The following is a 25,827-nucleotide window of genomic DNA, read 5'->3' on the forward strand; positions in this document are numbered from 1 at the left end:
TCAATACACCACCCCCCCGCCTGTTCGTGACATCTTATGCAGCGGGGGCGCCGCCCCGCCGGGGGCCGCGCCCGCCACCAAGCCGCAGGAACCGCCATGACCGCTGCAACGACTTCCGCTATACCCGCCGGCGCCCCGAAGGTGCTGCTCGATGTGAACGGCATCGAGGTGATCTACAACCACGTGATCCTGGTGCTCAAGGGCGTGTCCCTGCAAGTGCCGGAAGGCAAGATCGTGGCCTTGCTGGGCGCCAACGGCGCGGGCAAGACCACCACGTTGCGCGCGATCTCGAATCTGCTCAAGGGCGAGCGCGGCGACGTCACCAAAGGCCATATCCAATACCGCGACCAGCGCATCGAAAGGCTGTCGCCGGCGGAACTGGTCAAGCGCGGCGTCGTGCAGGTGATGGAAGGCCGGCATTGCTTTGCCCACCTGACCATCGAGGAAAACCTGCTGACCGGCGCGTATACGCGCAGCATGAACCGCGGCGACACCGCCGCCGCGCTGGACAAGGTCTACCAGTACTTCCCGCGCCTGAAGCAGCGCCGCGCCAGCCAGTCCGGCTACACCTCGGGCGGCGAGCAGCAGATGACCGCGATCGGCCGCGCGCTGATGGCCAACCCCAACATGATCCTGCTGGACGAACCGTCCATGGGCCTGGCCCCGCAGATCGTCGAAGAGATCTTCGAGATCGTGCGCGACCTGAACCAGCGCGAACGCGTGAGCTTCCTCTTGGCCGAACAGAACACCAACATCGCGCTGCGCTATGCCGACTACGGCTACATCCTGGAGAACGGGCGCGTGATGATGGACGGCGCCGCGTCCGACCTGGCGCAAAACGAAGACGTCAAGGAGTTCTACCTGGGCATTTCCAGCGGCGAACGCAAGAGTTTCCGAGACAACAAGTTCTACCGCCGCCGCAAACGCTGGCTGGCCTGATCCCTGGAGCGGGCAAGCCAGCGCTTGCCGCCTGCCGCCGGCAACGGCATTGCAATACGGCACACGAGAAGGTGCGATCCCATGTCCGAGTTTTTCGATGTCCTGGAAACCCGAGCGCCCGAGCAACGCGAGCGCGAGCTGATGGCCGCCTTGCCCGGCGCGATCTCACGGGCCATTGCCCGGGCGCCGGCCATCGCCGAGCAGTTGCGCGGCATCGACCCCGCCGCGATCACCTCGCGCGCGGCCCTGGCCCGCTTGCCCGTGCTGCGCAAGCACGAGCTGCTGGAGCGCCAGCAGGCCAGCCGCGACGACGCGGCGGCGCCCGCGGGCCCCGGGAAGGCCTTCGGCGGCTTTTCCGCCATCGGCTGGGGCGAGGCGATGCGCGTGTTCGCCTCGCCCGGCCCGATCTACGAGCCGGAAAGCGCGCGCGCGGACTATTGGCGCTTTGCGCGCGCCCTGTACGCGGCGGGCTTTCGGGCCGGCGAGCTGGCCTATAACTGCTTTTCGTACCACTTCACCCCGGCCGGCTCCATGATGGAAACGGCCGCCCACGCCGTGGGCTGCACCGTCTTCCCGGGCGGCACCGGACAGACCGAACAGCAGGTGCGCGCGATCCAGGACCTGGCGCCCAGCGGCTATACCGGCACGCCGAGCTTTCTGAAGATCATCCTGGAAAAGTCGGACGAGCTGGGCGTGAAGCTCGATTCGCTGCGCCGCGCGCTGGTGTCGGGCGAAGCCTTCCCGCCGTCGCTGCGCGACTGGCTGGCGGCGCGCGGCATCGAAGGCTATCAGGCGTACGGCAGCGCCGACCTCGGCATGATCGCGTTTGAAACGCCGGCCCGCGAGGGGCTGGTGCTGGGCGAGGACATCATCGTCGAGATCGTGCGCCCCGGCACCGGCGAGCCCGTGGCCGACGGCGAAGTCGGCGAGGTCGTCGTGACCACGCTGAATCCCGATTACCCGCTGGTGCGGTTCGGCACGGGCGACCTGTCTGCCGTGATGCCCGGCATCTCGCCTTGCGGGCGCACCAACACGCGCATCAAGGGCTGGATGGGACGCGCCGACCAGACCACCAAGGTGCGCGGCATGTTCGTCCATCCGTCGCAAGTGGCCGACGTGGCGCGCCGCCACCCCGAGATCCTGCGCGCGCGCCTGGTCATCAGCGGCAGCACCGGATCGGACCGCATGGTGCTGCAGGTGGCATCGCGGGTGCGCAGCGAAGAGCTGGGCAAGCGGATCGCGGAATCCGTGCGCGACGTGACCAAGCTGCGCAGCGACGTGGAATGGGTGGACGCGGACGCCCTGCCGAACGACGGCAAGGTCATCGACGATATCAGGACGTACGAGTAGGACGGGGAAGGCGCTGCAAGTACTGGATGGCGGAGTAGATCGCCATCCCCGCGGCCATGGCGGCGACGAAGATCAATGCGTCGGCGATCCCGGCCGCGGCGGCAACCAGCGCCGGACCGGGACAGAACCCGGCCAGCCCCCAGCCCACGCCGAACGCCAGGCTGCCGACGGCCAGCCGCAGGTCCACGCGCGCGGCCTGCGGCCAGCGCATGGGTTCGCCCGACAGGCTGGCGCGGCGACGCCGCAAGGCCGCGAAACCCACGCTGGCCGCCAGCACCGCGCCGCCCATCACGAAAGCCAGCGCCGGGTTCCAGTCGCCCGCCAGATCCAGAAAACCCAGCACGCGCTCCGGGTCCGTCAGGCCCGAGACGATCAGGCCCACGCCAAACACCAGGCCGGCCGCGAAGGCGAAAAGCGCAGCCATGTCAGTTCCCCATTACGTGGCGCAGCACGTAGACCGTGGCAAAGCCCGCCGCCATGAAGATCGCCGTGGCGGCCAGCGACCGGCGCGATCCGCGCGACAGGCCGCACACCCCGTGGCCGCTGGTGCAGCCCGACGCGTAGCGGGTACCCAGGCCCACCAGCAACCCCGCCACGATGAGCTGCGGCGTGCCGGCCTGGACGGTGATCGGGGGCAGCGCGGAAAAAAGCCGGTACAGCCAGGGCGCGGCGCACAGCCCCAACAGAAAGGCGAGCCTCCAGCCGCCGCCGCGCTCGGGCGGCAGCAGGCCGCCCAGGATGCCGCTGATGCCCGCGATGCGTCCCGCGCCCAGCATCAGCAGCACGGACGCCGCGCCGATCAGCAGGCCGCCCGCCGCGGCGATGGCCGGAGTGAAGCCGGACCAGTCCACGTTCACTTGAGCGACTCCATCGCGCGGCCGCAGTACAGACTGGATAGCGTTTTCATGACCTGGCTGACCTCGAAGCTGGCCATCTGGTAGTAGACGTACTTGCCGTCGCGCCGCGTCGCCACCAGCCCTTCGTCGCGCAGCACGCCCAGCTGCTGGGACAAGGTCGGCTGGCGGATGCCGGTCAGCGCTTCCAGTTCGCCCACGTTGCGTTCATTCTGGACCAGCTGGCACAGCAGCAGCAAGCGGTCTTCGTTGGCCAGCGCCTTGAGCAGCGCGCAAGCCTGCGAGGCGGATTCGCGCAGGACGGCGACCTCGCAGTCGGTAAGGGGAGCATTCATGGGGTGTGCGTCAGTCGCCTGGCGGATGGTGCGATCATTATATTTACGGATAAACTGTCGAACCATATTATCAAAAAATGTATATTGTCTTCTCCGGGCCCTTGCGGCGCCCCAGCGAGCGCTCATGAATCCGCACATCCAAGCCTTCTTCGATCCCGTCACCGCCACCGTCACCTATGTGGTCCATGAGGCCGCGCCGGGCGGCGCCTGCGCCATCATCGACTCGGTCCTGGACTTCGACCCCAAGTCGGGCCGCAGCGACACGGCCAGCGCCGACCGGGTGGCGGACTATGTGCGCGAACGCGGGCTGAGAACCGTCTGGCTGCTGGAAACCCATGCGCACGCCGACCACCTCTCGGCCGCGCCCTACCTGCAGCGCCAGCTGGGCGGGGTCATCGCCATCGGGCAGAGCATCCGCACGGTGCAGGGCGTCTTCAAGAAGATCCTGAACCTGGAGCCCGGGTTCCAGCTGGACGGCTCGCAGTTCGGCCATCTGTTCACGGACGGCGAGACCTTCCGGATCGGCGCCCTGACCGCCACCGCCATCCATGTGCCCGGCCACACGCCCGCCGACATGGCCTACCTGATCGGCGACGCGGCCTTTGTCGCAGACACGCTGTTCATGCCGGATGTGGGCACCGCGCGCTGCGACTTCCCGGGCGGCGACGCCCATCTGCTGTACCGCTCGATCCAGCGCCTGCTGAGCCTGCCCGCCGCCACCCGGCTGTTCATGTGCCACGACTATCCGCCCCCGGGGCGCGAGGCGTCGTGGCAGACCACCGTGGCCGAGCAGCGCAGCGCCAACATCCATGTGCGCGATGGCATCGGCGAAGCGGAATTCGTCGGCATGCGCACCCGGCGCGACGCCACGCTGTCCATGCCCACCCTGATTCTGCCCGCCATCCAGGTGAACATCCGGGCCGGCCATTTCCCGCCGGCGGAGGACAACGGCGTGCGCTACCTGAAGATCCCGATCAACGCGCTCTGACGCGAATGCCTCGGCGGCCTTGCGCGCCGCGGGCTTATCCCGCAAGATCGCCCGATCGAAAAAACCCGATCAGACGCCCCCATGTTCGCCGAAGCCGAAGCCGACCCCAGCCTGCCCAAGGACGAGTTCAAACCGCTGGAGGCGCGGCTGCGCGTCGCGCTGCTCAATGCGCAGTACCGGCGGCTCAAGCAGGCGGATAAGGCGCTGCTGGTCGTCGTCGCGGGCATCGACGGCGCCGGCAAGGGCGCGACGATCAATCTGCTGAACGAGTGGATGGATCCGCGCCATATCAGGACGCTGGCCTTTGGTCCGCGCGAAGGCGAAGAGCTGGAACGCCCGCCGCTGTGGCGCTATTGGAAGGATCTGCCGCCCAAGGGCAGCACGGGCATTGTCTTCGGCTCCTGGTACGCGCCGCTGATTCTTGAGACCTCGCGCAAGCGGCCCGACCAGAACCGCGTCGATGCGCAGGCCGCCGCGATCCGGCGCTTTGAAGCCATGCTGGCCGCCGAAGGCGTGCAGATCCTCAAGCTCTGGTTTCACCTTTCCGCCAAGGCGCAGAAGGCGCGCGCCCTGCGCCTGCTGGCCAGCCCGGAGACCGCGTGGCAGGTCAGCCCGGTCGACCTCAAGGTAAAGAAGAAGTACGACCGCATCTGCGCCGGCGGACAGATCGTGCTGAACCATACGGACAGCGGCCATGCGCCTTGGGTCGTGATCCCCAGCGCCGACGAGAACATGCGCGCCGCCCGCACGGCGGAAGCGGTGCTTGCCGCCATGCGCCAGCGCGGCACGCCCCGCATCCCTCCCGCCTTCGTGGCGCACGGCGGCCCCGCGCGCATCGTCGACCGCCTGGGCAAGCTGGACTACGACGCCAGGATAGACAAGGACGACTACGAGTCCGAACTGGGACTGCTGCAAGGCCGGCTGGCGCGCGCCGCGCGCGCCATGAGGGCACAGGAACGCTCGCTGGTGCTGGTGTTCGAAGGCCAGGACGCCGCCGGCAAGGGCGGCGCCATCCGGCGCGTCACGCATGCGCTGGACGCCCGGCAGTTCGACATCACCCCTGTTTCGGCGCCCAACAGCGAGGCGCTGGCCCGGCCCTACCTGTGGCGCTTCTGGCGCCGCATTCCGCGCCACGGCCGCATCGCCATCTTCGACCGCTCCTGGTATGGCCGCGTCCTGGTCGAGCGCGTGGAGAAGCTGACGGCGCCGGCCAAGTGGCGCCGGGCCTACGCCGAGATCAACGACTTCGAACAGCAGCTGGCCGCAAGCGGCGCGCTGGTGCTGAAATTCTGGCTGGCCATCACCCCCGGCGAGCAGTTGGAGCGGTTCCGGGAGCGCGAAAAATCCCCCTTCAAGAACTTCAAGATCACGCCCGAAGACTGGCGCAACCGCGACAAGTGGCATGAGTACGCCGCCGCGGCCAACGAAATGCTGGCCCGCACCGACGTCTCTCATGCGCCTTGGCATCTGGTGTCCGCCAACGACAAGCGTTACGCTCGACTGCAGGTGCTGCGACACATCGTCGAAGCCATGGAAGATCAACTCTGAACCCCCTCAGGAGGCCTCGCGCCATGAGTACCGCTGAAATCCGTCCTATCGTTGCCGCCGACTTCGACGCGTGGCTGCCGCTGTGGAAGGGCTATCAGGACTTCTATCGCGTCAACATCGACGACGCGGTAACCCGCAACACCTGGGCGCGTTTCCTGGACCCCGCCGAACCGATGCATGCGGCCCTGGCCTACGAAAGCGGCCGCGCGATCGGCATGGTCCACTGGATCTTCCACCGGTCCACCTGGACCGCGGGCGACTACTGCTACCTGCAGGACCTCTACGTGGATCCCGAGGTGCGCGGCACGGGCGCCGGCCGCATGCTGATCGAACACGTCTACGCCGAAGCCGCCGCGGCCAACTGCGCGCGCGTGTACTGGCTCACCCACGAGACCAATGCCACCGCCATGCAGCTGTACGACCGCATCGCCGACCGTTCCGGCTTCATCCAGTACCGCAAGGTGATGGCTTGAGCGCGCGCGACCCCAACTGTCCCCTGTGCCAGGAAGACGGCGGCGCGCTGCTCTGGCGCGGGCCGCACCTGCGCATCATCGAGGTCGGCGACGCGGACTATCCCGGCTTCACGCGGGTGATCTGGAATGGACACCTGGCCGAGATGACCAGCCTGTCGACCCACGGCCGCGACCTGCTGATGCGGGCCGTGTACGTGGTGGAAGAAGCGCAGCAATCGATCCTGTCGCCCGACAAGATCAATCTGGCGTCGCTGGGCAATATGGTGCCGCACCTGCATTGGCACGTAATCCCGCGCTGGCGAGGCGACCGCCATTTTCCGGATCCGATCTGGGCGGCGCCGCGCATCGCGGCGGGCGCCGAGCCTGAAGAATGGAAGGAGCGGCAGGCGCGCGTGCAGGCCTTGCTGCCCCGCTACCGCGACCGGCTGGTCGAGGCGATGAACGCGCTGCTCTGGCACTGACGCCCGAGCCGGAATCCGGCTCAGGCGGTGCGGGCGGACCCGCGCAGTTCGCTCAACCAGCGCAGGTAGACGCCCTCCACCTGGTCCGCGGTCCGTTCGGCGGAAAACAGGCCCTGGCCGCGGATCAGCTCCCGGCCCGCCTCGCCCATGCGGCGGCGAAGTTCGGGATCAGCCAGCAGGGTTTCCAGCGCGGCCGCCAGGGTCGCGGGGTCCCGAGGGGGCACCAGCAGGCCCGTCACCCCGGCCTGCATGGTTTCCGGCACCCCGCCCACATCCGTGCCGACGACCGGCAGCCCCATGGCGGCGGCTTCGATGAAGACCGTGCCCAAGGCTTCCCGGTGCGTCGGCAAGGCGAAGACGTCGAACGCCGTCATCACGTTGCCGATGTCCTCGCGCCGGCCCAGGAAGTGCACGCGCGCGCCCAGGTTCAGTTCGGCCACCCGCGCCTGCATGAGGGCAAATACCGGCATGCCCTCTCCCACCAGCACCAGATGCGCCTGCGGAAACACCGAGGAAATGCGGTGGAAGGCATCGATAAGATCGCCATGCCCTTTTTCCGCCCTCATGACGGCCACGCAGCCCACCACCAGCGCATCGGCGGGCAGGCCCAGCTCGCGCCGGACGCAGGCGTGCTCGTTCACCTGGGGCAGCACCACGGGGGAATGGATGGTGGCGATGCATTCGGGCCTCGCGCCGCGGTCCAGCAGTTGCTGGTACACGTGACGGCTGACGGCAATGACGCGATGCGCGAGCCAGGTGTAGGCGTAGAGGGAGTTGATCGGCTTGGCCAGGTGCCGCGTGCGCACGATGAGCGGCACGCGGGCAAGACGCGCCGCGATCGCGGCGCGCACGGTGTCGCTGCGGCTGTGCGTATTGACGACGTCGAAACGCTCGCGCAGCAGCAGGCGATACACGAACGCCAAGCTGCGGAAGAAATTGAGGGGGCCTTTCATGGTGACGGTGTGCACGGTGAAGCCGGCCTCGCGCAACCGCGTCGCCAGCTCAGCCTGGGGCTGACACACGGCTTCCAGATGATGGCCGCGCTCGCGCATGGCGACCATCTCCTTGAAGATACAGAATTCCTGGCCGCCGTAGGCGGTGGCGGCTTCGGTATGCAGGATACGCAAGCGGCCGCTTGTCCCGGCGGCGGCGCTGGCTTGCGGTTCAAGAGCGGGATTCAGCATGATCGGGAGCATTGCCTTGGATGTAGGCCCGGCGCGACGCCTGCCCTCCGCGCGGCCAGGGTTACCATGCCCGCCAGGCGGCAAAGCGTGCCTGGTTGTCCGGGCGTGAAAGTCGGCACTGCAAATGTGAGTCGTGGCATATGTACAGCGGGAGACCCCCGAAAGGGCTTGGTCAAGCCATGACTGGCCAAATTCAAGAAAAAGCCGAATTCTAAAGCGGCTGGAATCTGTATTACATACTGACTGATCGCTGCCCGGAATTCAATCGAAATACTTCGAAGGCGCCCATGGCGACGGACAGAAACGCTGGCTATCTAACTCGGAATTTTCGATATTTTCGAGCAAAATGACGGAAATTAGCCCGGGTTACAACGGAGCCTGATAATCATTCAGTTAACATTCAGATTCTGTTGCTGAATATTAGCCCATCAAAACATAATGAAGGTCGTCCCCGCTATTTCACCCGTCTCCTCCTCCCCCAAGCCCGTCTCTTTCCTGCAAGCATTCCTCCGGTCGGAAGCCCTGGGCGGCTACGTGCTCATGGTCGCCGCGCTGGCCGCGCTGGTGGTCGCAAACAGTCCCGCAGCTCCCTTCTACTTCGACGTCCTGGGCGCCAAGCTTGGCTTCCAGGCGGGCCCGGTGGTGCTCAAGGAAACCGTGCTGCACTGGATCAACGACGGCCTGATGGCCGTCTTTTTCCTGCTGGTTGGGCTGGAGATCAAGCGCGAAGTGCTGGATGGCCAGCTGCGCGGCGCCGCCCGCATCGTGCTGCCGGGCATCGCGGCGCTTGGCGGCATGGCGGTGCCCGCGATCATCTACCTGCTGATCAATCTGGGCAGCCCGGACACCTTGCGCGGCTGGGCCATTCCCGCCGCCACCGACATCGCCTTTGCGCTGGGCATCCTGGCGCTACTGGGCAGCCGCGTGCCGACATCGCTAAAGATCTTCCTGACCGCGCTGGCCATCCTGGACGACCTCGGCGCCATCGTCATCATCGCGTTGTTCTATACGTCCGGCCTCAACGGGTTCGCGCTGGCCATGGCGGGCGCGTTGCTGGCGTGCCTGTTCTGCCTGAACCGCGCGGGCGTGACGCGCCTGACACCCTACCTGCTGCTTGGCGCGGTGCTGTGGTATTTCGTCCTGAAGTCCGGCGTGCATGCGACATTGGCCGGCGTGGCGCTCGCGCTGACGATTCCGCTGCGCCCGCGAAACCAGGGCGGAACTCCCGCGCATTCGCCCTTGCACGCGCTGGAGCACGCGCTGCACAAGCCGGTGGCCCTGCTGATCGTGCCGCTGTTCGGCTTTGCCAACGCGGGCGTGTCCTTCGCCGGGATGGGCCTGGCCAGCCTGGCGCAGCCGGTGCCGCTGGGCGTGGCGCTGGGGCTGTTCCTGGGCAAGCAGCTGGGGGTATTCGGATTTGCCTGGCTCGCCATCAAGACCGGCATTGCCAGCCTGCCCAGGCACGCCACCTACACGCAGCTGTATGGCGTTGCCCTGCTTTGCGGGATCGGTTTCACGATGAGCCTGTTCATCGGCGCGCTGGCCTTCACCGATGCCGCCACCGTCGACGCCACCAAGATCGGCGTGCTGACGGGCTCGCTGGCTTCCGCCGTCGCCGGGTTCCTGCTGCTGCGCGTTTGCGGCGCGCCCGCGCGGGAAACGGGGCCGCGCTGAGTTTCAGGCGCCGTGGACGTTGCAGTAGACTAGCCGCAACGTTTTGCAGGAGCCGGCATGAAATCGTCCCTCATTACCGTACAACGCATCTATGAAGGCACAGGCCCGGACGGCAGCTACCGGGCGCTGGTGGACCGGATGTGGCCGCGCGGCCTGCGCCGCGCCGACCTGGATCTGGACGAGTGGGCCCGCGACATCGCCCCCACCCCCGAACTGTGCAAGTGGTTCAGCCACGTCGACGAACGCTGGGACGAATTCCGCGCCCGATACCTGGACCAACTGGCCGCGCCCGAGCAGCAGGCCCGCATGGCGGCCCTGCTGGAAGCCGCCGGCGCCCGCCCCCTGACGCTGCTGTACGGCGCGCGCAATACCGAGCACACCCAGGCCATCGTGCTGCGCGACGCCCTGCTGGACTACGCCCGCCATCACCGCAAGCGCGTGGCCTGAGGCCGCCGCGCTACCGCCCCCCATCCGCCGCAAGGCCTGTCGCCGGTAAAACGTCGCCCCCCAACGAGCCGCAACGCGGACGCGCCGGCACCCTCAACCCGGAGGTTGCAGCATGAACCAGCTGAATGGAAAAGTCGCCGTCGTTACCGGAGCCGCCAGCGGCATCGGCAAGGAAATCGCCCTGACGCTCTCCCGCGCGGGCGCAGCCGTCGCGATTGCCGACCTGAATCAGGAAGGCGCGGACGCCGTGGCCCGCGAAATCGAGCAGGCCGGCGGCAAGGCCATGGGAGTGGCCATGGACGTCACCAATGAAGACGCCGTGAACCAGGGCATCGACCGCGTGGCCACCGCCTACGGCGGCATCGACATCCTGGTGTCCAACGCGGGCATCCAGATCGTCAATCCGATCGAAAAGTTCGCCTTCTCGGACTGGAAGAAGATGCAGGCGATCCATGTGGACGGCGCCTTCCTGACGACCAAGGCGGCGCTCCAGCACATGTACAAGGACGACCGCGGCGGCGTGGTCATCTACATGGGTTCCGTGCATTCCCATGAGGCTTCGCCGCTGAAGTCCGCCTACGTCGCCGCCAAGCATGCGCTCCTGGGCCTGGCCCGGGTGCTGGCCAAGGAAGGGGCGGCGCACAACGTGCGCTCGCATGTCATCTGCCCGGGCTTCGTGCGCACGCCGCTGGTGGAAAAGCAGATCCCGGAACAGGCCAGGGAGCTGGGCATCAGCGAAGAGGACGTCGTCAAGAAGGTCATGCTGGGCGACACCGTGGACGGCGTGTTCACCACCGTGGAGGACGTGGCGCAGACCGCGCTGTTCCTGTGCGCCTTCCCCAGCGCGGCGTTTACCGGGCAGTCCTTCGTCGTCAGCCACGGCTGGTACATGCAGTAGGCGCGCCCGGGACTTGATACCCTTACGCCCCGGAGATGGCGCGCACGGTCGCGCGCCGTCCGGTTTCGTCTTGAGGAATTCCATGTCTTTCAGCTCTGACGCCTGGGCCCGCAATGCCGCGCTCTATGAGAAAACGCGCGACATGCCGTTCAACCAGGAACTGGCCAGCGGCCAGCTCGACGAGAACGCATTCAAGCACTACATGATCCAGGACGCGCACTATCTGGTGGCGTTCGGGCGCGCGCTGGCCATCGCGGCCGCCAAGGCCGACGACGCCGACGGCGTGGTGCAGTTCGCGGAGGCGGCCAAGGGCGCCGTCGTCGCCGAGCGCAGCCTGCACGCTGGCTTCATGCAGCAGTTCGGCATCGACGCGGCCGCCTTCGAGGCCACGCCGCTGACGCCCGCCAGTCACCACTACACCAGCTTCCTGATCGCCACCGCCTGGAGCGCGCCCTATCCGGTCGCGCTGGCGGCCCTGCTGCCCTGCTTCTGGATCTACGCCGAGATCGGCCGCGACATCCATGCGCGCGCAACGCGTCCCAACCCCTACGCGGCGTGGATCGACACCTATGCCGGCGATGCATTCCACGCGTTGGTGCGGGCCGTGATCGCCTCGGTGGACCGCGCGGCGGAAACGGCGTCGGCGCAGACGCTTCACGCAATGCACCAGGCTTACACCCACGCGGCCCAGCTGGAATGGATGTTCTGGGATTCGGCCCACCGGCAGGCAGGCTGGCCGGTCTGAGGCCGCCGGCCAGCCCGGCTATGCCAAAATCGCGCCCATGCCGATCGATAACCGCCTGATCCCCAACGCCCTCGCCGCCCAGACGGCGCAACTTCCCGCCGCCTGGCAGGCCGCCTTCACCCCCAAAACGGTAGCCGACGCGCTCGCCTCGGCCACCGCCCATGTGGAAAAGCGCCTGGCCGAAGGCGCGGTGGTGTACCCCGCCACGCCCTTCCGGGCGCTGCACGGCCTGGCGCCGTCGGACGTGCGGGTGGTGATCCTGGGGCAGGACCCGTATCACGGCCCCGGCCAGGCCCAGGGCCTGGCGTTCTCGGTGCCGGACGATTGCAAACGTCCGCCCAGCCTGCGCAACATCTTCAACGAGATTGCCCAGGAATACCCGGGCGCGGGCGTTCCGGCCGGCAACGACCTGAGCAGCTGGGCCGATCAGGGGGTGCTGCTGCTGAACACCGCGCTGACGGTGGAGGACGGCCAGCCCGCCTCGCACGCCAAGCGCGGCTGGGAAACGGTGACGGATGCGCTGATCGCGCTGGTCGCCCGCGACCCCTCGCCCAAGGTGTTCATGCTGTGGGGCGCCCATGCCCAGGCCAAGCGGATGTTGCTTCCCGACCACAGCGGCCACCTGGTGCTGATGTCCAACCATCCCTCCCCGCTTTCCGCCCGCAGGCCCCCGGTGCCGTTCCTGGGCTGCGGCCATTTCCTGGCCACCAATACCTGGCTGGCCAACCAAGGGAAAAACCCTATTGATTGGGGGCTGGACAAAAAAATAATTCCCTTGCAAGGCGAATTCGGGTTATGATCGCCGCACTGCACAAAACGAGTTCGGCATTTACCGCCTTGATTTAGCGGAATTTTTTGCAGTCCGCCGGGAAGCCTAAGCCCCGGCCCCATGCCGAACTATCATCGATTCCTGACCCCTTTCCTTTCGCCCTGCGTTCCAATCTGCACAAGAGAACGCGCCACGCGCATGGTTGATCCGGTCGGCACGATGCTCCATCAACCGTCGCCTGGATCCGGCCGCCTAATCCCCTGGCCCGACCAAGCACTGCGTCGCATTGATTGCGGCAAGGGAAAGTAATGTCTTTCGAAACCCTGGGTCTCGCACCCGCCCTGTTGTCGGCCGTTCAAGAAGCTGGCTTCAGCACCCCCACCCCCGTCCAAGCCGCTGCCATTCCGCAAGCGCTGGCTGGCCACGACCTGATGGTGTCCTCGCAGACGGGCAGCGGCAAGACCGCCGCCTTCATGCTGCCGGCCCTGCACCGCATCGCCCAGATGCCCGCCAACAAGGGCGTCGGCGTGCAAGTGCTGGTCCTGACCCCGACCCGCGAACTGGCCCTGCAAGTCACCGAAGCCACCGCCACCTACGGCCGCAAGCTGGCCGACCTGCGCACCGCCACCGTCGTGGGCGGCATGCCCTACGGCGCGCAACTGAAGGCGCTGTCGCGCCGCGTGGACGTGCTGGTCGCCACCCCCGGCCGCCTGATCGACCACCTGCAATCGGGCCGCGTCAAGCTCAACACCGTGCACACGCTGGTGCTGGACGAAGCCGACCGCATGCTGGACATGGGCTTCATCGAAGACATCGAGACCATCGTCAGCCGCCTGCCCGAAGACCGCCAGACGCTGCTGTTCTCGGCCACGCTGGACGGCACGATCGCCAAGCTGGCGGCGCGCATGATGCGCGACCCGCAACGCATCGAGATGGCCGGCGCCAAGGAAAAGCACACCAACATCACGCAAAGCCTGCTGTACGCGGACGATGCCAGCCACAAGATGCAATTGCTGGATCACGTGCTGCGCGACGCCAAGCTGGACCAGGCCATTGTCTTCACGTCGACCAAGCGCGGCGCGGATGACCTGGCCGACCGCCTGGCCGACCAGGGCTTTGCCGCCGCCGCCCTGCACGGCGACATGAACCAGCGCCAACGCACCCGCACGCTGTCGCAACTGCAACGCGGCCAGCTGCGTATCCTGGTTGCCACCGACGTGGCCGCCCGCGGCATCGACGTGCAAGGCATCAGCCACGCCGTCAACTTCGACCTGCCGATGCAAGCCGAAGACTACGTCCACCGTATCGGCCGTACCGGCCGCGCCGGTCGCAACGGCCTGGCGTTCACGCTGGCCACGCACTCCGAGCGCCACAAGGTTCGCCGTATCGAGCACTACATCGGCCAATCGATCACCCCTGAAGTGATCGCCGGCCTGGAACCCAAGCGCACGCCCCGTCCGTCGGCCGGCGGCAGCGGCGCCCCGCGTGGCGGCAAGCCTTTCGGCAAGCGTCCCGGCGGCTTCGGCGGTTCGCGCCATGAAGGCGGCTACCAGGGCAACCGCGACGGCGCTCCGCGTGAAGGCCGTTCTTTCGGCGGCCCGCGTGGCGAGTTCAAGCCGCGTGAAGGCGGTTACCAAGGCAATCGCGACGGCGCTCCGCGCGAGGGCGGCTACCAAGGCAACCGTCCGTTCGGCGATCGCCCGCAGCGTTCGTTCGGCGACCGTCCCAGCTTCGGCGATCGTCCCCAGCGCGAAGGCGGCTACCAGGGCAATCGTCCCTTCGGCGACCGCCCCCAGCGTGAAGGCGGCTTCCGCGGCGGCGACCGCGATTCGCGTCCCAGCTTCGGCGGCGACCGCCCCACCCAGGGCGACCGTCCCCAGCGCGATGCGCGCCCGTTCAGCGAACGCGCTCCCCGTGAAGGCGGCTTCCGCGGCGCCGATCGCGACGCCCGCCCCAGCTTCGGCGATCGCCCGAGCTTTGGCGACCGTCCCCCGCGCGAAGGCGGCTTCCGCGGCGGCGACCGTCCTGAAGGCGGTTTCCGCGCCAAGCCCGCATTCGACAAGCGCCCCGGCGGCCCCGCCAAGCGCTTCGCCAAGCCGGCGGATCGCCGCGGCTAATCAGCCAGCCTGACCCGAAACAAACCCCGCGCCTGTCGCGGGGTTTGTTTTTTTATCGCCCGCATCCTGCAAGCCTTGCAGTGGGGCGCGGCATGCACGGCTTTTTTTTGGGAAAATGCCGCATTGCCCATGCCTCATCCGACCATGCAACGCCCCGCCCCCGCCAACCTGCCCCCCCTCGCCCCCGCCGCTCTTGAACATAGCGAAGCCGCCGCCGCGCATCTGCGCGCCGCCATCGCGTCCAATGGCGGCTGGCTGCCGTTCGATCACTGGATGGCCGAAGCGCTGTATGCGCCGGGGCTGGGCTATTACGCCGCGGGCAACGTCAAGCTGGCCGATGCGGACGACGGCGCCAAGACGCCCGCGGGCGACTTCGTCACCGCGCCCCAGCTCACCCCGCTGTTCTCCCGCACCCTCGCCCGCCAGGCGGCCGAGGTGCTGCGCCAGACGCAGACGCAGACCGTGCTGGAGTTCGGCGCCGGCACCGGCGCCCTGGCCGAAGGCGTGCTGCGCGAGCTGGACGCGCTGGGGCTGGAACAGACCCGGTACCTGATCCTGGAAGTGTCGGCGGACCTGCGCGCCCGCCAGGCGGAGAGACTCGCCGCATTCGGCGACCGCGTGCAATGGCTGGACGCGCTGCCCAACACATTCTCCGGCTGCGTGCTGGCCAACGAGGTTCTCGACGCGATGCCGGTGTCGATCTTTGCCTGGGGCGACGGCGGCGCCGTACTGGAGCGCGGCGTGGCGCTGGACGCGTCCGGCGCGTTCACCTGGGAAGACCGCCCCGCCCCGGACGCGCTGGCCGCCGCCGTTGCCGCGCGCATGCCGGCGCTGCCGGGCTATGTGTCCGAGATCAATATGCAGGGCGAGGCCTGGATCGCCGCCATGGGCAGCTGGCTGGAACGCGGCGCGGCCCTGCTGGTGGACTATGGCTTTCCCCGCAGCGAGTACTACCACCCGCAGCGCGCGGGCGGCACGCTCATGTGCCACCTGCGCCATCACGCGCACGGGGACCCGTTCACCGCGCCGGGCTTGCAGGACATCACCGCGCACGTGGATTTCACCGCCATGGCGGATGCCGCGCTGGCGGCCGGATTGCAGGTGCTGGGCTATACGTCGCAAGCCCGCTTCCTGATGAACGCGGGGCTGATGGATCTGCTGACGCAGCTGGATCCCTCGGATGCGCAGGCCTATGCGCAGGCCGTCGCGCCCGTGCAGAAGCTGCTGTCCGAAGCCGAAATGGGCGAATTGTTCAAGGTGCTGGCGATAGGCCGCGGCATGCAGGAGCCGCTGACGGGGTTTTCGCGCGGCGACCGGCTGGGCAAGCTGTAGCTTGCCTGCGCCGAAACACAGGTTCAGCCCGCCCGCAGGCGTTCCAGCCGCGCCTGGCGCACGCTTTCCTTGATGCGGGCCGGGTCGCCCGCGCAGGCTTTGGCGATTGCCCCCGCATCCACGCCGCGCACGGCCGCCACCCGCGCCTGCCAGGCCGGCTTGTCCACCGGACGCAATACCGCGGCAGTGTCCAGCAGGTCGAAGAAGCGCTCGGGCTTGCGCAGCGCGTCGGCGCGCTCCATCAGCGCGAGCTGCGCGTCGACGGCGCCGCCGCCGTCTTCCGCGGCATCCAGGCCGGACAGCATCTCCGGCAACAGGCGCGCATAGTCATTGCATTCGGTAGGCACGCGCAGGCGGCGGCTCATGGCCTCGCGCTCGGGCGTCAGCCGGCACAGCAGCGCGTAGCGTCCCGCCAGCGACACCCCGGCCGCGGCAGCGCGGTCGACATCCGCGCCGACATCGTCCACGCCCCGCAATTCGGGCATCACGCGGGCCAGCGCGCCCGACGCCTGCAGCACGTCCAGCATGCGCGACGGCGCGTCCGCCATCAGGCCGCGCGACAATTCCTTCCAGACCCGTTCGGCCACCAGCGCGTCGGCCTCGCCGGCCTCGACCATGCGGCGGCACAGGGCCAGGGTCTCCGGCGCCACGGAGAAGTCGCCAAAGCGCGCGGCGAACCGGCCCAGCCGCAGGATGCGCACCGGATCCTCTTCGAATGCCTCGCCCACGTGGCGAAAGACCCGGGCGCGCACGTCCGCCGCGCCATCGAGCGGATCGACCAGCTCGCCGTCCTGCTTCTGCGCAATGGCGTTGACGGTCAGGTCGCGGCGGCGCAGGTCTTCTTCCAGCGTGACATCGGCGCCGGTATAGAACGTGAAGCCCTTGTAGCCGCGCCCCGACTTGCGCTCGGTACGCGCCAGGGCGTATTCCTCTTTGGTGCGGGGATGCAGGAAGACGGGAAAATCGCCGCCGACCGGAATGAAGCCGCGGCGCGCCATGTCTTCCGGCGTGGCGCCCACCACGACCCAGTCGTGGTCGCCCGGCGCCAGGCCAAGCAGCGCATCGCGCACCGCCCCGCCGACGATGTAAACCTGCAGCCCGTCGGTGGCCGGATCCCGCGTCATGGAACGGTGGTGCGTTCCGCGCCTAGCGGCACGACGCTGCCCAGGCGCTCCTTCAGGGATTGAGGCTGGCCGCTGAACATCGCCGCGTAGTACACGGCGTTGGACATCACGTTTTTGACGTAGGTGCGCGTTTCGTTGAACGGGATGGTCTCGGCGAAGATGGCGCCTTCCACCGGGTGCGTGAACGTCGAGCGCCAGTTGTGCGGACGACGAGGACCGGCGTTGTAGCCCGCGCTGGCCAGCATCTGCGATCCGTTCAGGTCGCGCAGCACGATGTTCAGGTAGTTGGTGCCCAGCTCGGTGTTGGTGTCGAAGTCATTCACGCTGGCCGGCGTGAAGTCGGTCATGCCGATCTTGCCCGCCACCCACTTGGCCGTGGCCGGCATCAGCTGCATCAGGCCGGAGGCGCCCACGTGCGAACGGGCGTCCATGATGAAGCGGGACTCCTGCCGGATCAGGCCGTAGACCCAGGCGGGGTCCAGCGCGATGGCGTTGGCCTTGGCGGTGACGCGGCCTTCGAAGGGCGCAATGAAGCGCTGGCTGAAGTCGAACTCTTTTTCGGTGCGGTCGGAGGTGTTGACCACGCGGTCGTAGATGTTCTCGGCACGGGCCAGTTCGGCGGCGGCCATCAACTGGCGGTCGCTCATGCCACGCAGGGTGAAGTTCCATTCGGGCACGGCTTCGGCGCGCCAGCCCAGGCGAAAGAGCAGCACCGCTCGCTGCAGGCCGGGATTGGCGCGCGCCTCGGCGATCTCGCGGTCGCTGATGGGCGCGGGACGCGGCGGCACGTCGATGCGCCGGCCCAGCTCCTCGGCGGCCAGCTGGCCGTAGAAGTCGAAGCGGTCCGCAATGCTGGCGTAGGCGGCCTGGGCCTGTTCCTTGTTGCCGCGGGCAGCCTGGCCGCGCGCCTTCCAGTACACCCACGACGTTTCGGCCTGCTGCGCGGCCGGCATTTCGTCGATGGATTCGATGACCCACTTCCAGTCGATCTTCGGCTGGCGCAAGGCGGCGCGCACCTTCCAGCCGGAGTTGTAGTCCGTCATGCGGATATGGCCGGCCTCGCGGTACCAGTCGTCCGCCCGGCTATCGAGGTTCAGCGCGGCGACCAGCGCGTACTGGCCGCGCACCCAGGCGAGGTTCGACTTGGCCATGGACTTGGCCCACTCGCGGCGCAGATAGGAATCGGCGACGCCGACGTCCGAACGCGCCAGGCGGGCCAGCGCGATGGTCACGAGTTCTTTTTCGTTGCGGCCGACGGGCAGGCGGTCCTGGCGCGTCAGCCACTTCATCGGGTCCTTCATGAGGACGTCGTAGGTCTTCACGTCGCGCGGCTCGAACATGTACTGCACGAGCTTGCGCGCGTCCGTCGTCTTGTTGGCCTCGATGGCGTCGCGCAGCTGGGGTTCAAGCTGTTCCCAGCCCAGGATGCGATCGGCCACCAGCTGGTCGTACAGCGCCCAGCAGGCTCCGCCCGGCGCGAACACGGCCATGGCCTGAGCCGCGGTGGCGCGCTGGCCGGTCATGTGCTTGCCGTCCAGGATGGCGCATTCGATTTGCGCGTTGGTGTTCTTTACCGGGGCCAGCTTGCGCACGGTTTCGAAGTCGCCGCTGCGGGCGGCCGCCAGCAGCCAGTCGCCGCGCAGGCGATCGGCCAGGTAGGCGTCGCCATTGCTGCTGATGAATTTTTGCAGGGCGGCGGTGGGCCGGCCGGTCGCGGGCGGCGTCCACAGCTGGTAGCGCAGCAGCCAGTATTCGGGGTACATGCCAAGCGGGTCCGCCTTGGCCTGCGGCACCAGCGCGCCCAGAATGGACCATTGCTTGCGGTTCATGGCCTCGCGAGCGGCCACCACGGCGGCCAGCGCGGGCGTATCGGAGGTGGGCGGCAGGCCCGCCAGCACGGCGGGCGGCACCGCGATGACGGGTTGGGTCGCCTGCACGGCGGGCTGGGGCTGCGGATTGACGGCGGCGCTGCGCTGTTGCGCATCCACCGGGGCACAGGCGGCGGTGAACAACGCCACCAGGGGCAGCCAGCGGCGCAGGCCGGAACTGACGTCGGAAGCGGAGGCGGGGCGGCTCGCGGCTTGCCGCAAGGATTTCTGATACCGTCGAGGTTGCAGGGTCTGTGTCATGCCGCTTTCCTCATACATCGGCCCTGCACGCCCGCATGCCGACCATCCGCATGTTTGTCTTCATTTGTCCACCCCCATTACAGCCACCGCATGACTACGCAAAATATTCCAGAGGATACCGCAGTCCAGCACCGCACGCGATTGCGGAAAATGCGTGCCGAATTGCCGGAAGACCAGCGCAGCCGCGGCGCTTTGCTGATGCGCGCAAGGCTTTTCACCTGGCTGAATGTGGCCCGCGACGAAGCCGAGCGGGCGGGCAATCCGGCCCCGAAGACGGTTGCCGCCTTCTGGCCCATGGCCGACGAACCCGACCTGCGCCCCCTGCTGACGCAATGGACCGAGGCCGGCATGGCCGTGGCGCTGCCCGTGGTGCGCGAACGCAACGCGCCCCTGGCGTTCCTGCCCTGGACGCCGGACGCCGAACTGCGCCCGGGTCCCTATGGCATCCAGGAGCCCGTATCCGGCCCCGAATTGCTCCCCGACGTGGTCCTGGTGCCCACCCTGGGCTACACCGAGCAAGGCGACCGCCTGGGCTACGGCGGCGGCTATTACGACCGCACCCTGGCCGCGCTGCGCGACCGGGGCCACCCCTTCATCTCGATCGGAATCGCCTGGAGCTGCGGCGAGCTGGATGCCGGCTACGCGCCCGCCCCGCATGACGTCCAGCTGGACGCGGTGCTGACCCAGGACGGCTGGGTGCCCCAGGCGCCACTGCAAGGCGGCACGGGCGGCACCACGCTGCACACCTACCGGATGAACTGACGCACCCGTTTTGGCACACAGCCCGCACCACCATGGTGCAGGCCCTTCCCCACGTTCCCCCGGCGTCACGCCGCAACAACCTGCCGCCCCCGGCGGCAACGCCCCCATTTCCGCCCTGCGCCTGCCCCCTGGCGGGGCGTTTGCGCCAGCCCGACCGACCCGCGTAGCCCGCTGCGGGGATGGCATTTCGATACCCTTCAGAGGATATTGTCCCCAGAGGCGTCCGCTGGCCCGAAAAGCTGGCACGCGGGTTGCTTAACCAGTAGGACCGGCCCCGCGTGGGCCGGATGACGGCCGCGTGCAAGCCGGCCGCAGCACCTGCATCGGAGGAGCCATGAAGGACAGATCATCCCGTCCAGCCGCTTATGACGAAATGCGCCACGGCGCCAGCGGCATACGCTCCCACTACCAGGCCTTCCAGCGCTGGCACGGCGAGCAATCGGCCGAGGCCATGGCCGTGCGCCGGCTGGAAGCGGACCTGAGCTTTCGCCGGGTGGGAATCACCTTCTCGGTCGCGGGGGACGCCGCGGGAACCGAGCGCCTGATCCCCTTCGACCTGATCCCCCGGATCATCCCCGCCGCCGAATGGCGGCACCTGGAAGCCGGCCTGAAGCAGCGCGTGCGCGCGCTGAACATGTTCATCCACGACATCTACCACGGCCATGACATCGTGCGCGCGGGCATCGTCCCGGCCGAGCAGGTGTTCCTGAACGCCCAGTACCGCCCCGAAATGCAGGACGTAGACGTGGCCGAGGACATTTATTGCCACCTCGCGGGGGTGGACATCGTGCGGGCCGGCGCGGGCGAGTTCTACGTGCTGGAAGACAATCTGCGCGTGCCGTCCGGCGTCTCCTACATGCTTGAGAACCGCAAGATGTCGATGCGGCTCATGCCCGACGCGTTCAGCCGCATCAAGGTCGAGCCGGTGGCGCACTACCCCGACCTGCTGCTGGACAACCTGCGCGAAGTCGCCCCGCACGGCGGAGACGACCCCACCGTGGTGGTGCTGACGCCGGGCATGTACAACTCGGCCTATTTCGAGCACGCCTTCCTGGCCCAGCAGATGGGCGTGGAGCTGGTGGAAGGGCAGGATCTGTTCGTGGAGCAGAACACCGTCTACATGCGCACCACCCAGGGGCCGCGCAAGGTGGATGTGATCTACCGCCGCCTGGACGACGACTTCCTGGACCCGCTGTCGTTCCGCGCCGATTCGGCGCTGGGCGTGCCCGGCCTGCTGTCGGTGTATCGCGCCGGCCGCGTCACGCTGGCCAACGCCATCGGCACCGGCATCGCCGACGACAAGTCCACGTACCTGTACGTGCCGGACATGATCCGGTTCTACCTCAGCGAGGAACCCATTCTGTCGAACGTGCCCACCTGGCGCTGCGGCCGGCCCGAGGAGCTGTCCCATGTGCTGGCCAACATGCATGAGCTGGTGGTCAAGGAAGTCCATGGCGCCGGCGGCTACGGCATGCTGGTGGGGCCCTCGGCCTCGCGCGCGGAAGTCGAGGCGTTCAAGGAGCGCGTGCGCGCCAATCCCGCCAACTACATCGCGCAGCCCACGCTGGCGCTGTCCACCGTGCCCACCTATGTGGAATCGGGCGTGGCGCCGCGCCACGTGGACCTGCGCCCCTACGTGCTGTGCGGCAAGGACATCCGCACCGTGCCGGGCGGGCTGTGCCGCGTGGCGCTGACCGAGGGCTCGCTGGTGGTCAACAGCAGCCAGGGCGGCGGCACCAAGGACACGTGGGTATTGGAGGAATAGCTATGCTGAGCCGAACCGCCGACAGCCTGTTCTGGATGTGCCGCTACACCGAACGCGCCGAGAACACCGCCCGCATGCTGGACGTGAACCTGCAGATGTCGCTGCTGCCGCAGGACACGCAGACGCGCGAAGGCTCGTGGCTGGGCGTGCTGCGCATCTCCGAGCTGCAGGGCCTGTACCAGAGCAAGTACGCCTCCATCTCGCCCCACGACGTGCTGCAGTACATGGTGCGGGATCCCGAGAACCCCTCGTCGATCTATTCCTGCATGCGCGCCGCCCGCGAGAACGCGCGCGCCGTGCGCGGCAGCCTCACGACCGAGGTCTGGGAAACCTACAACACCACCTGGCTGGAACTGCTGAAGCACCTGCACACCGGCCTGCTGGAGCGCAATCCGGGCGAGTTCTTTGAATGGGTGAAGTTCCGCTCTCACCTGGCCCGCGGCGTCACCATCGGCACCATGCTGGAGGACGAGGCGCTGTATTTCCTGCGCATCGGCATGCACCTGGAACGCGCCGACAGCACCGCGCGCATGCTGGACGTGAAGTTCCATGAACGCGGCGGCGCGCAGGAGGGACGCGCCGAAGCCGCGGGCACCGCGGCGCTGCAAAGCGAGTTCTACCGCTGGTCGGCGCTGCTCAGCTCGGTGTCCGGGCTGGAGATCTACCGCAAGGTGTACCGCGACGTGATCACGCCCGACCGCGTGGCGGAATTGCTGATCCTGCATGGCGACATGCCGCGTTCGCTGCTGGCCTCGGTGCGGGCGGTGGCCGAGGACCTGGCGCGCGTCTCCAACCAGCGCTCGACCGAAACCGAGCGGCGCGCCGGGATGCTGTGCGCCGAATTGCAGTACGGCCGCGTCGAGGACATCCTGGACAGCGGGCTGCACCAGTACCTGGACCACTTCCTCGCCCGCATCAACGACCTGGGCAACCGCATCAGCCAGGACTTCCTGGTGCCGCTGTCGGCATAAAACGGAGACGGGAATGAAACAGATCATCACGCACGTCACGCATTACCGCTACACCGCGCCGGTCGCCTACAGCATCCAGACCCTGCGCCTGACGCCGCGGGACGACGAGCACCAGCGCGTGCTGCGCTGGCATATCGAAGCGCCCGGCGCGCTTGAAAAGCAGGTCGACGCCTACGGCAACATCACGCACACGCTGACGCTGAACCACCCGCACACCGACATCGAATTGCGCGTGGCCGGCCAGGTGCTGGTGGCGCCGCTGACCCGCGGCGTGCTGGGCGGCGAGGACAGCCGGCTGCCGGTGCACGCCTATTGCGTGCAGACGCCGCTGACGCAGGCGGACGACACCATCCTCGCTTTCGTGCGCGAGGTGCTGCCCGGCGGCCTGACCACGCCGGACGACATCCTGGCCCTGGCCACCGCGATCAACGAGCGCGTCGCGTACGAGCCCGGCACCACGGATGTCACCACCGCCGCCAACCAGGTGCTGGCCATGGGCCACGGCGTGTGCCAGGACCACGCCCACCTGTTCCTCGCCTGCGTGCGGGGCCTGGGCGTGCCCGCCCGCTATGTCAGCGGCTACCTGTACACCACCAACGAACACGCCGCCAGCCACGCCTGGGCGGATGTCTGGCTGCCCGGCGTGGGCTGGACCAGCGTGGACATCACCAATCGCCAATTCGCCTCGGACTGCCATTGCCGCCTGGCGGTGGCGCGCGACTACGACTCGGCCTCGCCGGTGCGCGGCGTGCGCACCGGCGGCGGCGAGGAATCCATGGAGATCAGCGTGCAAGTCCAGACCCCCGCGCAGCAGTAACATCCGGCCGGCCGCGCCGCAATACAATGCGGCCTGGTTTCCCTATTTTCCGATCATGACCTACTGCGTAGCAGCCCGCCTCGACTCCGGCCTGGTTTTCCTGTCCGACTCCCGCACCAACGCCGGCGTGGACCAGATCAGCGTCTTCCGCAAAATGACCGTCTTCGAGCGGCCGGGCGAGCGCGTGATGGTCCTGATGTCCTCCGGCAACCTGGCGGTCAGCCAGGCCGTGCTGAACGCGCTCACCCGCCAGCAGGAAGACACCAACGAGACCATCTGGAACGCGCCCGACATGTTCGAGGCCACGCGCCGGGTCGGCGCCGCGGTGCGCGAGGTCTATCGCAGCGAAGCCCCCGCGCTCCACGAACAGGGCGTGGACTTCAATGTCAGCCTGATCTTCGGCGGACAGATCGGCACGGAACATTGCCGGCTGTTCCAGGTGTATTCGGCGGGCAACTTCATCGAAGCCGGCCAGGAATGCCCGTACTTCCAGATCGGCGAGGCCAAGTACGGCAAGCCCATCCTGGACCGCGTGCTGCGCCCGGACACCTCGCTGGACGAAGCCGCCAAGTGCGCCCTGATCTCCATGGACTCCACGCTGCGCTCGAACATCTCGGTGGGCCTGCCGCTGGATCTGCTGGTCTACGACACGAACGCCTTGCGCGTCACGCACTTCGCCAGCATCGACGAACACAACGAATACTTCCGCATGATCCGCGGCACCTGGGGCGAACGCCTGCGCCAGGTTTTCGCCGAGATCCCGGACCCGCTGTGGACCAATCCCGACGACCCCGGCTCGCTGGTGCCTCCCAGCCGCGTGCATCAGCCGCTGCGCGTGGAGCCCGTCAACGCGCCCGCGGCCAGTTACCACACCCCCCAGGTGCTGGCCGAAGATCCGGGCAAGGACCAGCCGGGCTAGGGCGCGCGAGGCTCCTTTTGGCGCGAACAGGCGCTAAGTCCGCGTAAACCCTCCTTTCCGCCAGCCGAAACCCGGCTTGCGAAACGACGAATTCCAATATGCGCCCGGGCGCGCCACACTGGCGGCCAGCCCGTCTTGCCTTGCCTTGCGGGTCGACTAAAACCACAAGGAGCGAGACATGTCCCAACCGTTCGCGCGCGCGATCAAGCGCGCCGCCTGGCCCATGCTGGCCCTGTCCTGCCTGGCCTGGGGCAACGCCGGCGCGCAGGGCGCCTACCCCAACCATCCCATTTCGCTGGTGGTGCCGTTCGCCGCGGGCGGCCCCACGGACGTGGTGGCCCGCAGCCTGGGCGCGTCCATGGCGAAGACGCTGGGGCAGAGCATCATCATCGAGAACCGCACCGGCGCGGGCGGCACGCTGGCGTCCCAGCACGTGGCCCGCGCGGCCCCCGACGGCTACACCTTCCTGATCCACCACAACGGCATGGCGACCGCGCCGGCGCTGTACCGCAAGCTGTCGTTCAATCCGCTGACGGACTTTGCCTACGTCGGCCAGGTCGCCGACGTGCCCATGACCTTGCTGGGCCGCAAGGACCTCCCGGCCGACGGCATGGCTGGCTTCATCAAGTACGCCAAGGAGAACGGCAACAAGGTCAACCTGGCCAATGCGGGCCTGGGCGCCGTCTCGCAGCTTTGCGGCATGCTGCTGCAGGAGTCGCTGGGCGTCCAGTTCACGACCGTGCCCTATGCCGGCACGGCGCCGGCCATGACCGCGCTGCTGGGCGGCCAGGTGGACGTGCTGTGCGACCAGACCACGCAGACCATTCCGCAGATCAAGGCGGAACGCGTGAAGCTGTTCGGCGTCACCACGCTGGACCGCATCAAGGCGCTGCCCGATGCGCCCACGCTGCAGGAAGGCGGCCTGAAGGACTTCGAGGTGAAGGTCTGGCACGGCGTGTATGCGCCCAAGGGCACGCCGCCCGAGGCCGTCGCCAAGTTCAACGCGGCGCTGCGCACGGCGCTCAAGGACCCCGCGTTCACGCAGAAGATGGCGGAGCTGGGCGCCGAGATCGTCCCCGACGCCAAGCAGACCCCCGATGGCCTGCAGACCTGGCTGAAGTCCGAAGTGGACAAGTGGGGCGGCATCATCCGCAAGGCGGGCGTGTACGCGGACTGATTGCGCCACCAAAAGAAAAGCCCCGACCGGATAATCCGTGTCGGGGCCT

General features: G+C 68.0%; 25 protein-coding genes. 19 read left to right on the forward strand and 6 right to left on the reverse strand.

Annotation, left to right across the window (positions count from 1 at the left end):
• Positions 1 to 96: 96 nt before the first annotated feature.
• A complete protein-coding gene (locus ACFWP0_RS00785; RefSeq protein WP_377839060.1) occupies positions 97 to 939 on the forward strand; it encodes an ABC transporter ATP-binding protein in 843 nt (280 codons plus the stop codon).
• Positions 940 to 1,020: 81 nt separating this feature from the next.
• Positions 1,021 to 2,289, forward strand: coding sequence for a phenylacetate--CoA ligase family protein (locus ACFWP0_RS00790; RefSeq protein WP_377839062.1), 1,269 nt, complete (start codon positions 1,021 to 1,023; stop codon positions 2,287 to 2,289).
• Here the strand turns inward: ACFWP0_RS00790 and ACFWP0_RS00795 are convergent.
• Genes ACFWP0_RS00795 through ACFWP0_RS00805 form a run of 3 tightly spaced genes read right to left on the reverse strand, consistent with a single transcriptional unit; the run spans position 2,273 to position 3,478 of the window.
• Positions 2,273 to 2,713 carry a DUF6691 family protein gene (locus ACFWP0_RS00795; protein ID WP_377839063.1) on the reverse strand — a complete coding sequence of 147 codons (441 nt, stop codon included), beginning with the start codon at positions 2,711 to 2,713 and terminating at the stop codon, positions 2,273 to 2,275. The two genes, ACFWP0_RS00790 and ACFWP0_RS00795, sit on opposite strands and share 17 nt — an antisense overlap.
• A 1-nt stretch (position 2,714) precedes the next feature.
• The gene (locus ACFWP0_RS00800) at positions 2,715 to 3,146 is read right to left on the reverse strand and encodes a YeeE/YedE family protein (RefSeq protein WP_377839064.1); all 432 of its coding nucleotides are present in this window, start codon (positions 3,144 to 3,146) and stop codon (positions 2,715 to 2,717) included.
• Positions 3,143 to 3,478 (reverse strand): ArsR/SmtB family transcription factor, encoded by a 336-nt coding sequence (locus ACFWP0_RS00805; RefSeq protein ID WP_377839065.1) that lies wholly within the window; start codon positions 3,476 to 3,478, stop codon positions 3,143 to 3,145. Before ACFWP0_RS00805 ends, ACFWP0_RS00800 begins: the two co-directional genes overlap by 4 nt.
• 124 nt (positions 3,479 to 3,602) lie before the next feature.
• Here ACFWP0_RS00805 and ACFWP0_RS00810 point away from each other — a divergent pair, with 124 nt between their 5' ends.
• The 4 genes from ACFWP0_RS00810 (at position 3,603) to ACFWP0_RS00825 (ending at position 6,948) form a co-directional block, all read left to right on the forward strand.
• Positions 3,603 to 4,466: an MBL fold metallo-hydrolase gene (locus ACFWP0_RS00810; protein WP_377839066.1), complete on the forward strand. Its 864-nt coding sequence runs from the start codon at positions 3,603 to 3,605 to the stop codon at positions 4,464 to 4,466.
• An 81-nt stretch (positions 4,467 to 4,547) separates the two neighbouring features.
• Positions 4,548 to 6,014 carry a polyphosphate:AMP phosphotransferase gene (gene pap, locus ACFWP0_RS00815; RefSeq protein ID WP_377839068.1) on the forward strand — a complete coding sequence of 489 codons (1,467 nt, stop codon included), beginning with the start codon at positions 4,548 to 4,550 and terminating at the stop codon, positions 6,012 to 6,014.
• Positions 6,015 to 6,037: 23 nt separating this feature from the next.
• Positions 6,038 to 6,487 (forward strand): GNAT family N-acetyltransferase, encoded by a 450-nt coding sequence (locus ACFWP0_RS00820; RefSeq protein ID WP_377839069.1) that lies wholly within the window; start codon positions 6,038 to 6,040, stop codon positions 6,485 to 6,487.
• Entirely contained in the window at positions 6,484 to 6,948 is a 465-nt protein-coding gene (locus ACFWP0_RS00825; RefSeq protein WP_377839071.1) for an HIT family protein, read from the forward strand. The genes ACFWP0_RS00820 and ACFWP0_RS00825 overlap by 4 nt, the downstream gene beginning before the upstream one ends.
• 20 nt (positions 6,949 to 6,968) lie before the next feature.
• Here ACFWP0_RS00825 and ACFWP0_RS00830 read toward each other — a convergent pair whose 3' ends face one another.
• Positions 6,969 to 8,132 carry a glycosyltransferase gene (locus ACFWP0_RS00830; RefSeq protein ID WP_377839072.1) on the reverse strand — a complete coding sequence of 388 codons (1,164 nt, stop codon included), beginning with the start codon at positions 8,130 to 8,132 and terminating at the stop codon, positions 6,969 to 6,971.
• 438 nt (positions 8,133 to 8,570) lie between these two features.
• Between ACFWP0_RS00830 and nhaA the strand changes: the two genes are divergently transcribed.
• The 7 genes from nhaA (at position 8,571) to ACFWP0_RS00865 (ending at position 16,114) form a co-directional block, all read left to right on the forward strand.
• Positions 8,571 to 9,806 (forward strand): Na+/H+ antiporter NhaA, encoded by a 1,236-nt coding sequence (gene nhaA / locus ACFWP0_RS00835; protein WP_377839073.1) that lies wholly within the window; start codon positions 8,571 to 8,573, stop codon positions 9,804 to 9,806.
• A gap of 57 nt (positions 9,807 to 9,863) precedes the next feature.
• Positions 9,864 to 10,253: a DUF488 domain-containing protein gene (locus tag ACFWP0_RS00840; RefSeq protein WP_377839075.1), complete on the forward strand. Its 390-nt coding sequence runs from the start codon at positions 9,864 to 9,866 to the stop codon at positions 10,251 to 10,253.
• Between the two features lie 112 nt (positions 10,254 to 10,365).
• Positions 10,366 to 11,151, forward strand: a complete 786-nt coding sequence (locus ACFWP0_RS00845; protein ID WP_377839076.1) for a 3-hydroxybutyrate dehydrogenase — start codon at positions 10,366 to 10,368, stop codon at positions 11,149 to 11,151.
• An 82-nt stretch (positions 11,152 to 11,233) separates the two neighbouring features.
• On the forward strand, positions 11,234 to 11,896 hold the full coding sequence (tenA, locus tag ACFWP0_RS00850) for a thiaminase II (protein WP_377839077.1): 663 nt from the start codon (positions 11,234 to 11,236) through the stop codon (positions 11,894 to 11,896).
• A gap of 37 nt (positions 11,897 to 11,933) precedes the next feature.
• A complete protein-coding gene (locus ACFWP0_RS00855; RefSeq protein WP_377839078.1) occupies positions 11,934 to 12,695 on the forward strand; it encodes a uracil-DNA glycosylase in 762 nt (253 codons plus the stop codon).
• 278 nt (positions 12,696 to 12,973) lie between these two features.
• Positions 12,974 to 14,782 carry a DEAD/DEAH box helicase gene (locus ACFWP0_RS00860; protein ID WP_377839080.1) on the forward strand — a complete coding sequence of 603 codons (1,809 nt, stop codon included), beginning with the start codon at positions 12,974 to 12,976 and terminating at the stop codon, positions 14,780 to 14,782.
• Between the two features lie 144 nt (positions 14,783 to 14,926).
• Entirely contained in the window at positions 14,927 to 16,114 is a 1,188-nt protein-coding gene (locus tag ACFWP0_RS00865) for a class I SAM-dependent methyltransferase (protein WP_377839081.1), read from the forward strand.
• A gap of 23 nt (positions 16,115 to 16,137) precedes the next feature.
• On the opposite strand, the gene ACFWP0_RS00870 is transcribed toward ACFWP0_RS00865, so the two are convergent.
• Both ACFWP0_RS00870 and ACFWP0_RS00875 read right to left on the reverse strand, forming a co-directional pair.
• Positions 16,138 to 17,238 (reverse strand): CCA tRNA nucleotidyltransferase, encoded by a 1,101-nt coding sequence (locus ACFWP0_RS00870; protein ID WP_377839082.1) that lies wholly within the window; start codon positions 17,236 to 17,238, stop codon positions 16,138 to 16,140.
• A complete protein-coding gene (locus tag ACFWP0_RS00875) occupies positions 17,235 to 19,367 on the reverse strand; it encodes a transglycosylase SLT domain-containing protein (RefSeq protein WP_377839083.1) in 2,133 nt (710 codons plus the stop codon). Before ACFWP0_RS00875 ends, ACFWP0_RS00870 begins: the two co-directional genes overlap by 4 nt.
• 90 nt (positions 19,368 to 19,457) lie before the next feature.
• On the opposite strand from ACFWP0_RS00875, the gene ACFWP0_RS00880 reads away from it, so the two are divergent.
• The 6 genes from ACFWP0_RS00880 (at position 19,458) to ACFWP0_RS00905 (ending at position 25,778) form a co-directional block, all read left to right on the forward strand.
• The gene (locus ACFWP0_RS00880; protein WP_377839085.1) at positions 19,458 to 20,129 is read left to right on the forward strand and encodes a 5-formyltetrahydrofolate cyclo-ligase; all 672 of its coding nucleotides are present in this window, start codon (positions 19,458 to 19,460) and stop codon (positions 20,127 to 20,129) included.
• Between the two features lie 334 nt (positions 20,130 to 20,463).
• Positions 20,464 to 21,894 (forward strand): circularly permuted type 2 ATP-grasp protein, encoded by a 1,431-nt coding sequence (locus ACFWP0_RS00885; protein ID WP_377839086.1) that lies wholly within the window; start codon positions 20,464 to 20,466, stop codon positions 21,892 to 21,894.
• 2 nt (positions 21,895 to 21,896) lie between these two features.
• Entirely contained in the window at positions 21,897 to 22,865 is a 969-nt protein-coding gene (locus tag ACFWP0_RS00890; protein ID WP_377839087.1) for an alpha-E domain-containing protein, read from the forward strand.
• Positions 22,866 to 22,878: 13 nt separating this feature from the next.
• Complete coding sequence (locus ACFWP0_RS00895; RefSeq protein WP_377839088.1) at positions 22,879 to 23,682, forward strand: transglutaminase domain-containing protein; 804 nt, start codon at positions 22,879 to 22,881, stop codon at positions 23,680 to 23,682.
• Between the two features lie 55 nt (positions 23,683 to 23,737).
• On the forward strand, positions 23,738 to 24,601 hold the full coding sequence (locus ACFWP0_RS00900) for a peptidase (RefSeq protein ID WP_377839090.1): 864 nt from the start codon (positions 23,738 to 23,740) through the stop codon (positions 24,599 to 24,601).
• 178 nt (positions 24,602 to 24,779) lie between these two features.
• Positions 24,780 to 25,778: a tripartite tricarboxylate transporter substrate-binding protein gene (locus ACFWP0_RS00905; protein WP_377839091.1), complete on the forward strand. Its 999-nt coding sequence runs from the start codon at positions 24,780 to 24,782 to the stop codon at positions 25,776 to 25,778.
• Positions 25,779 to 25,827 lie beyond the last annotated feature (49 nt).

It is taken from the genome of Achromobacter sp. NPDC058515, assembly GCF_042721735.1.
In the GTDB taxonomy this organism is placed as follows: Bacteria; Pseudomonadota; Gammaproteobacteria; order Burkholderiales; family Burkholderiaceae_B; genus Achromobacter.

Bases quoted from the DNA above. Each gene is read 5' to 3' on its own strand.
- ACFWP0_RS00810 (WP_377839066.1), top strand. From the start codon at position 3,603: ATGAATCCGCACATCCAAGCCTTCTTCGATCCCGTCACCGCCACCGTC.
- ACFWP0_RS00885 (WP_377839086.1), top strand. From the start codon at position 20,464: ATGAAGGACAGATCATCCCGTCCAGCCGCTTATGACGAAATGCGCCAC.
- ACFWP0_RS00870 (WP_377839082.1), bottom strand. From the start codon at position 17,238: ATGACGCGGGATCCGGCCACCGACGGGCTGCAGGTTTACATCGTCGGC.
- ACFWP0_RS00805 (WP_377839065.1), bottom strand. From the start codon at position 3,478: ATGAATGCTCCCCTTACCGACTGCGAGGTCGCCGTCCTGCGCGAATCC.
- ACFWP0_RS00785 (WP_377839060.1), top strand. From the start codon at position 97: ATGACCGCTGCAACGACTTCCGCTATACCCGCCGGCGCCCCGAAGGTG.
- ACFWP0_RS00890 (WP_377839087.1), top strand. From the start codon at position 21,897: ATGCTGAGCCGAACCGCCGACAGCCTGTTCTGGATGTGCCGCTACACC.
- ACFWP0_RS00820 (WP_377839069.1), top strand. From the start codon at position 6,038: ATGAGTACCGCTGAAATCCGTCCTATCGTTGCCGCCGACTTCGACGCG.
- tenA (WP_377839077.1), top strand. From the start codon at position 11,234: ATGTCTTTCAGCTCTGACGCCTGGGCCCGCAATGCCGCGCTCTATGAG.
- ACFWP0_RS00830 (WP_377839072.1), bottom strand. From the start codon at position 8,132: ATGCTGAATCCCGCTCTTGAACCGCAAGCCAGCGCCGCCGCCGGGACA.
- pap (WP_377839068.1), top strand. From the start codon at position 4,548: ATGTTCGCCGAAGCCGAAGCCGACCCCAGCCTGCCCAAGGACGAGTTC.
- nhaA (WP_377839073.1), top strand. From the start codon at position 8,571: ATGAAGGTCGTCCCCGCTATTTCACCCGTCTCCTCCTCCCCCAAGCCC.
- ACFWP0_RS00790 (WP_377839062.1), top strand. From the start codon at position 1,021: ATGTCCGAGTTTTTCGATGTCCTGGAAACCCGAGCGCCCGAGCAACGC.
- ACFWP0_RS00895 (WP_377839088.1), top strand. From the start codon at position 22,879: ATGAAACAGATCATCACGCACGTCACGCATTACCGCTACACCGCGCCG.
- ACFWP0_RS00905 (WP_377839091.1), top strand. From the start codon at position 24,780: ATGTCCCAACCGTTCGCGCGCGCGATCAAGCGCGCCGCCTGGCCCATG.
- ACFWP0_RS00845 (WP_377839076.1), top strand. From the start codon at position 10,366: ATGAACCAGCTGAATGGAAAAGTCGCCGTCGTTACCGGAGCCGCCAGC.
- ACFWP0_RS00855 (WP_377839078.1), top strand. From the start codon at position 11,934: ATGCCGATCGATAACCGCCTGATCCCCAACGCCCTCGCCGCCCAGACG.
- ACFWP0_RS00840 (WP_377839075.1), top strand. From the start codon at position 9,864: ATGAAATCGTCCCTCATTACCGTACAACGCATCTATGAAGGCACAGGC.
- ACFWP0_RS00900 (WP_377839090.1), top strand. From the start codon at position 23,738: ATGACCTACTGCGTAGCAGCCCGCCTCGACTCCGGCCTGGTTTTCCTG.
- ACFWP0_RS00875 (WP_377839083.1), bottom strand. From the start codon at position 19,367: ATGACACAGACCCTGCAACCTCGACGGTATCAGAAATCCTTGCGGCAA.
- ACFWP0_RS00880 (WP_377839085.1), top strand. From the start codon at position 19,458: ATGACTACGCAAAATATTCCAGAGGATACCGCAGTCCAGCACCGCACG.
- ACFWP0_RS00865 (WP_377839081.1), top strand. From the start codon at position 14,927: ATGCAACGCCCCGCCCCCGCCAACCTGCCCCCCCTCGCCCCCGCCGCT.
- ACFWP0_RS00860 (WP_377839080.1), top strand. From the start codon at position 12,974: ATGTCTTTCGAAACCCTGGGTCTCGCACCCGCCCTGTTGTCGGCCGTT.
- ACFWP0_RS00795 (WP_377839063.1), bottom strand. From the start codon at position 2,713: ATGGCTGCGCTTTTCGCCTTCGCGGCCGGCCTGGTGTTTGGCGTGGGC.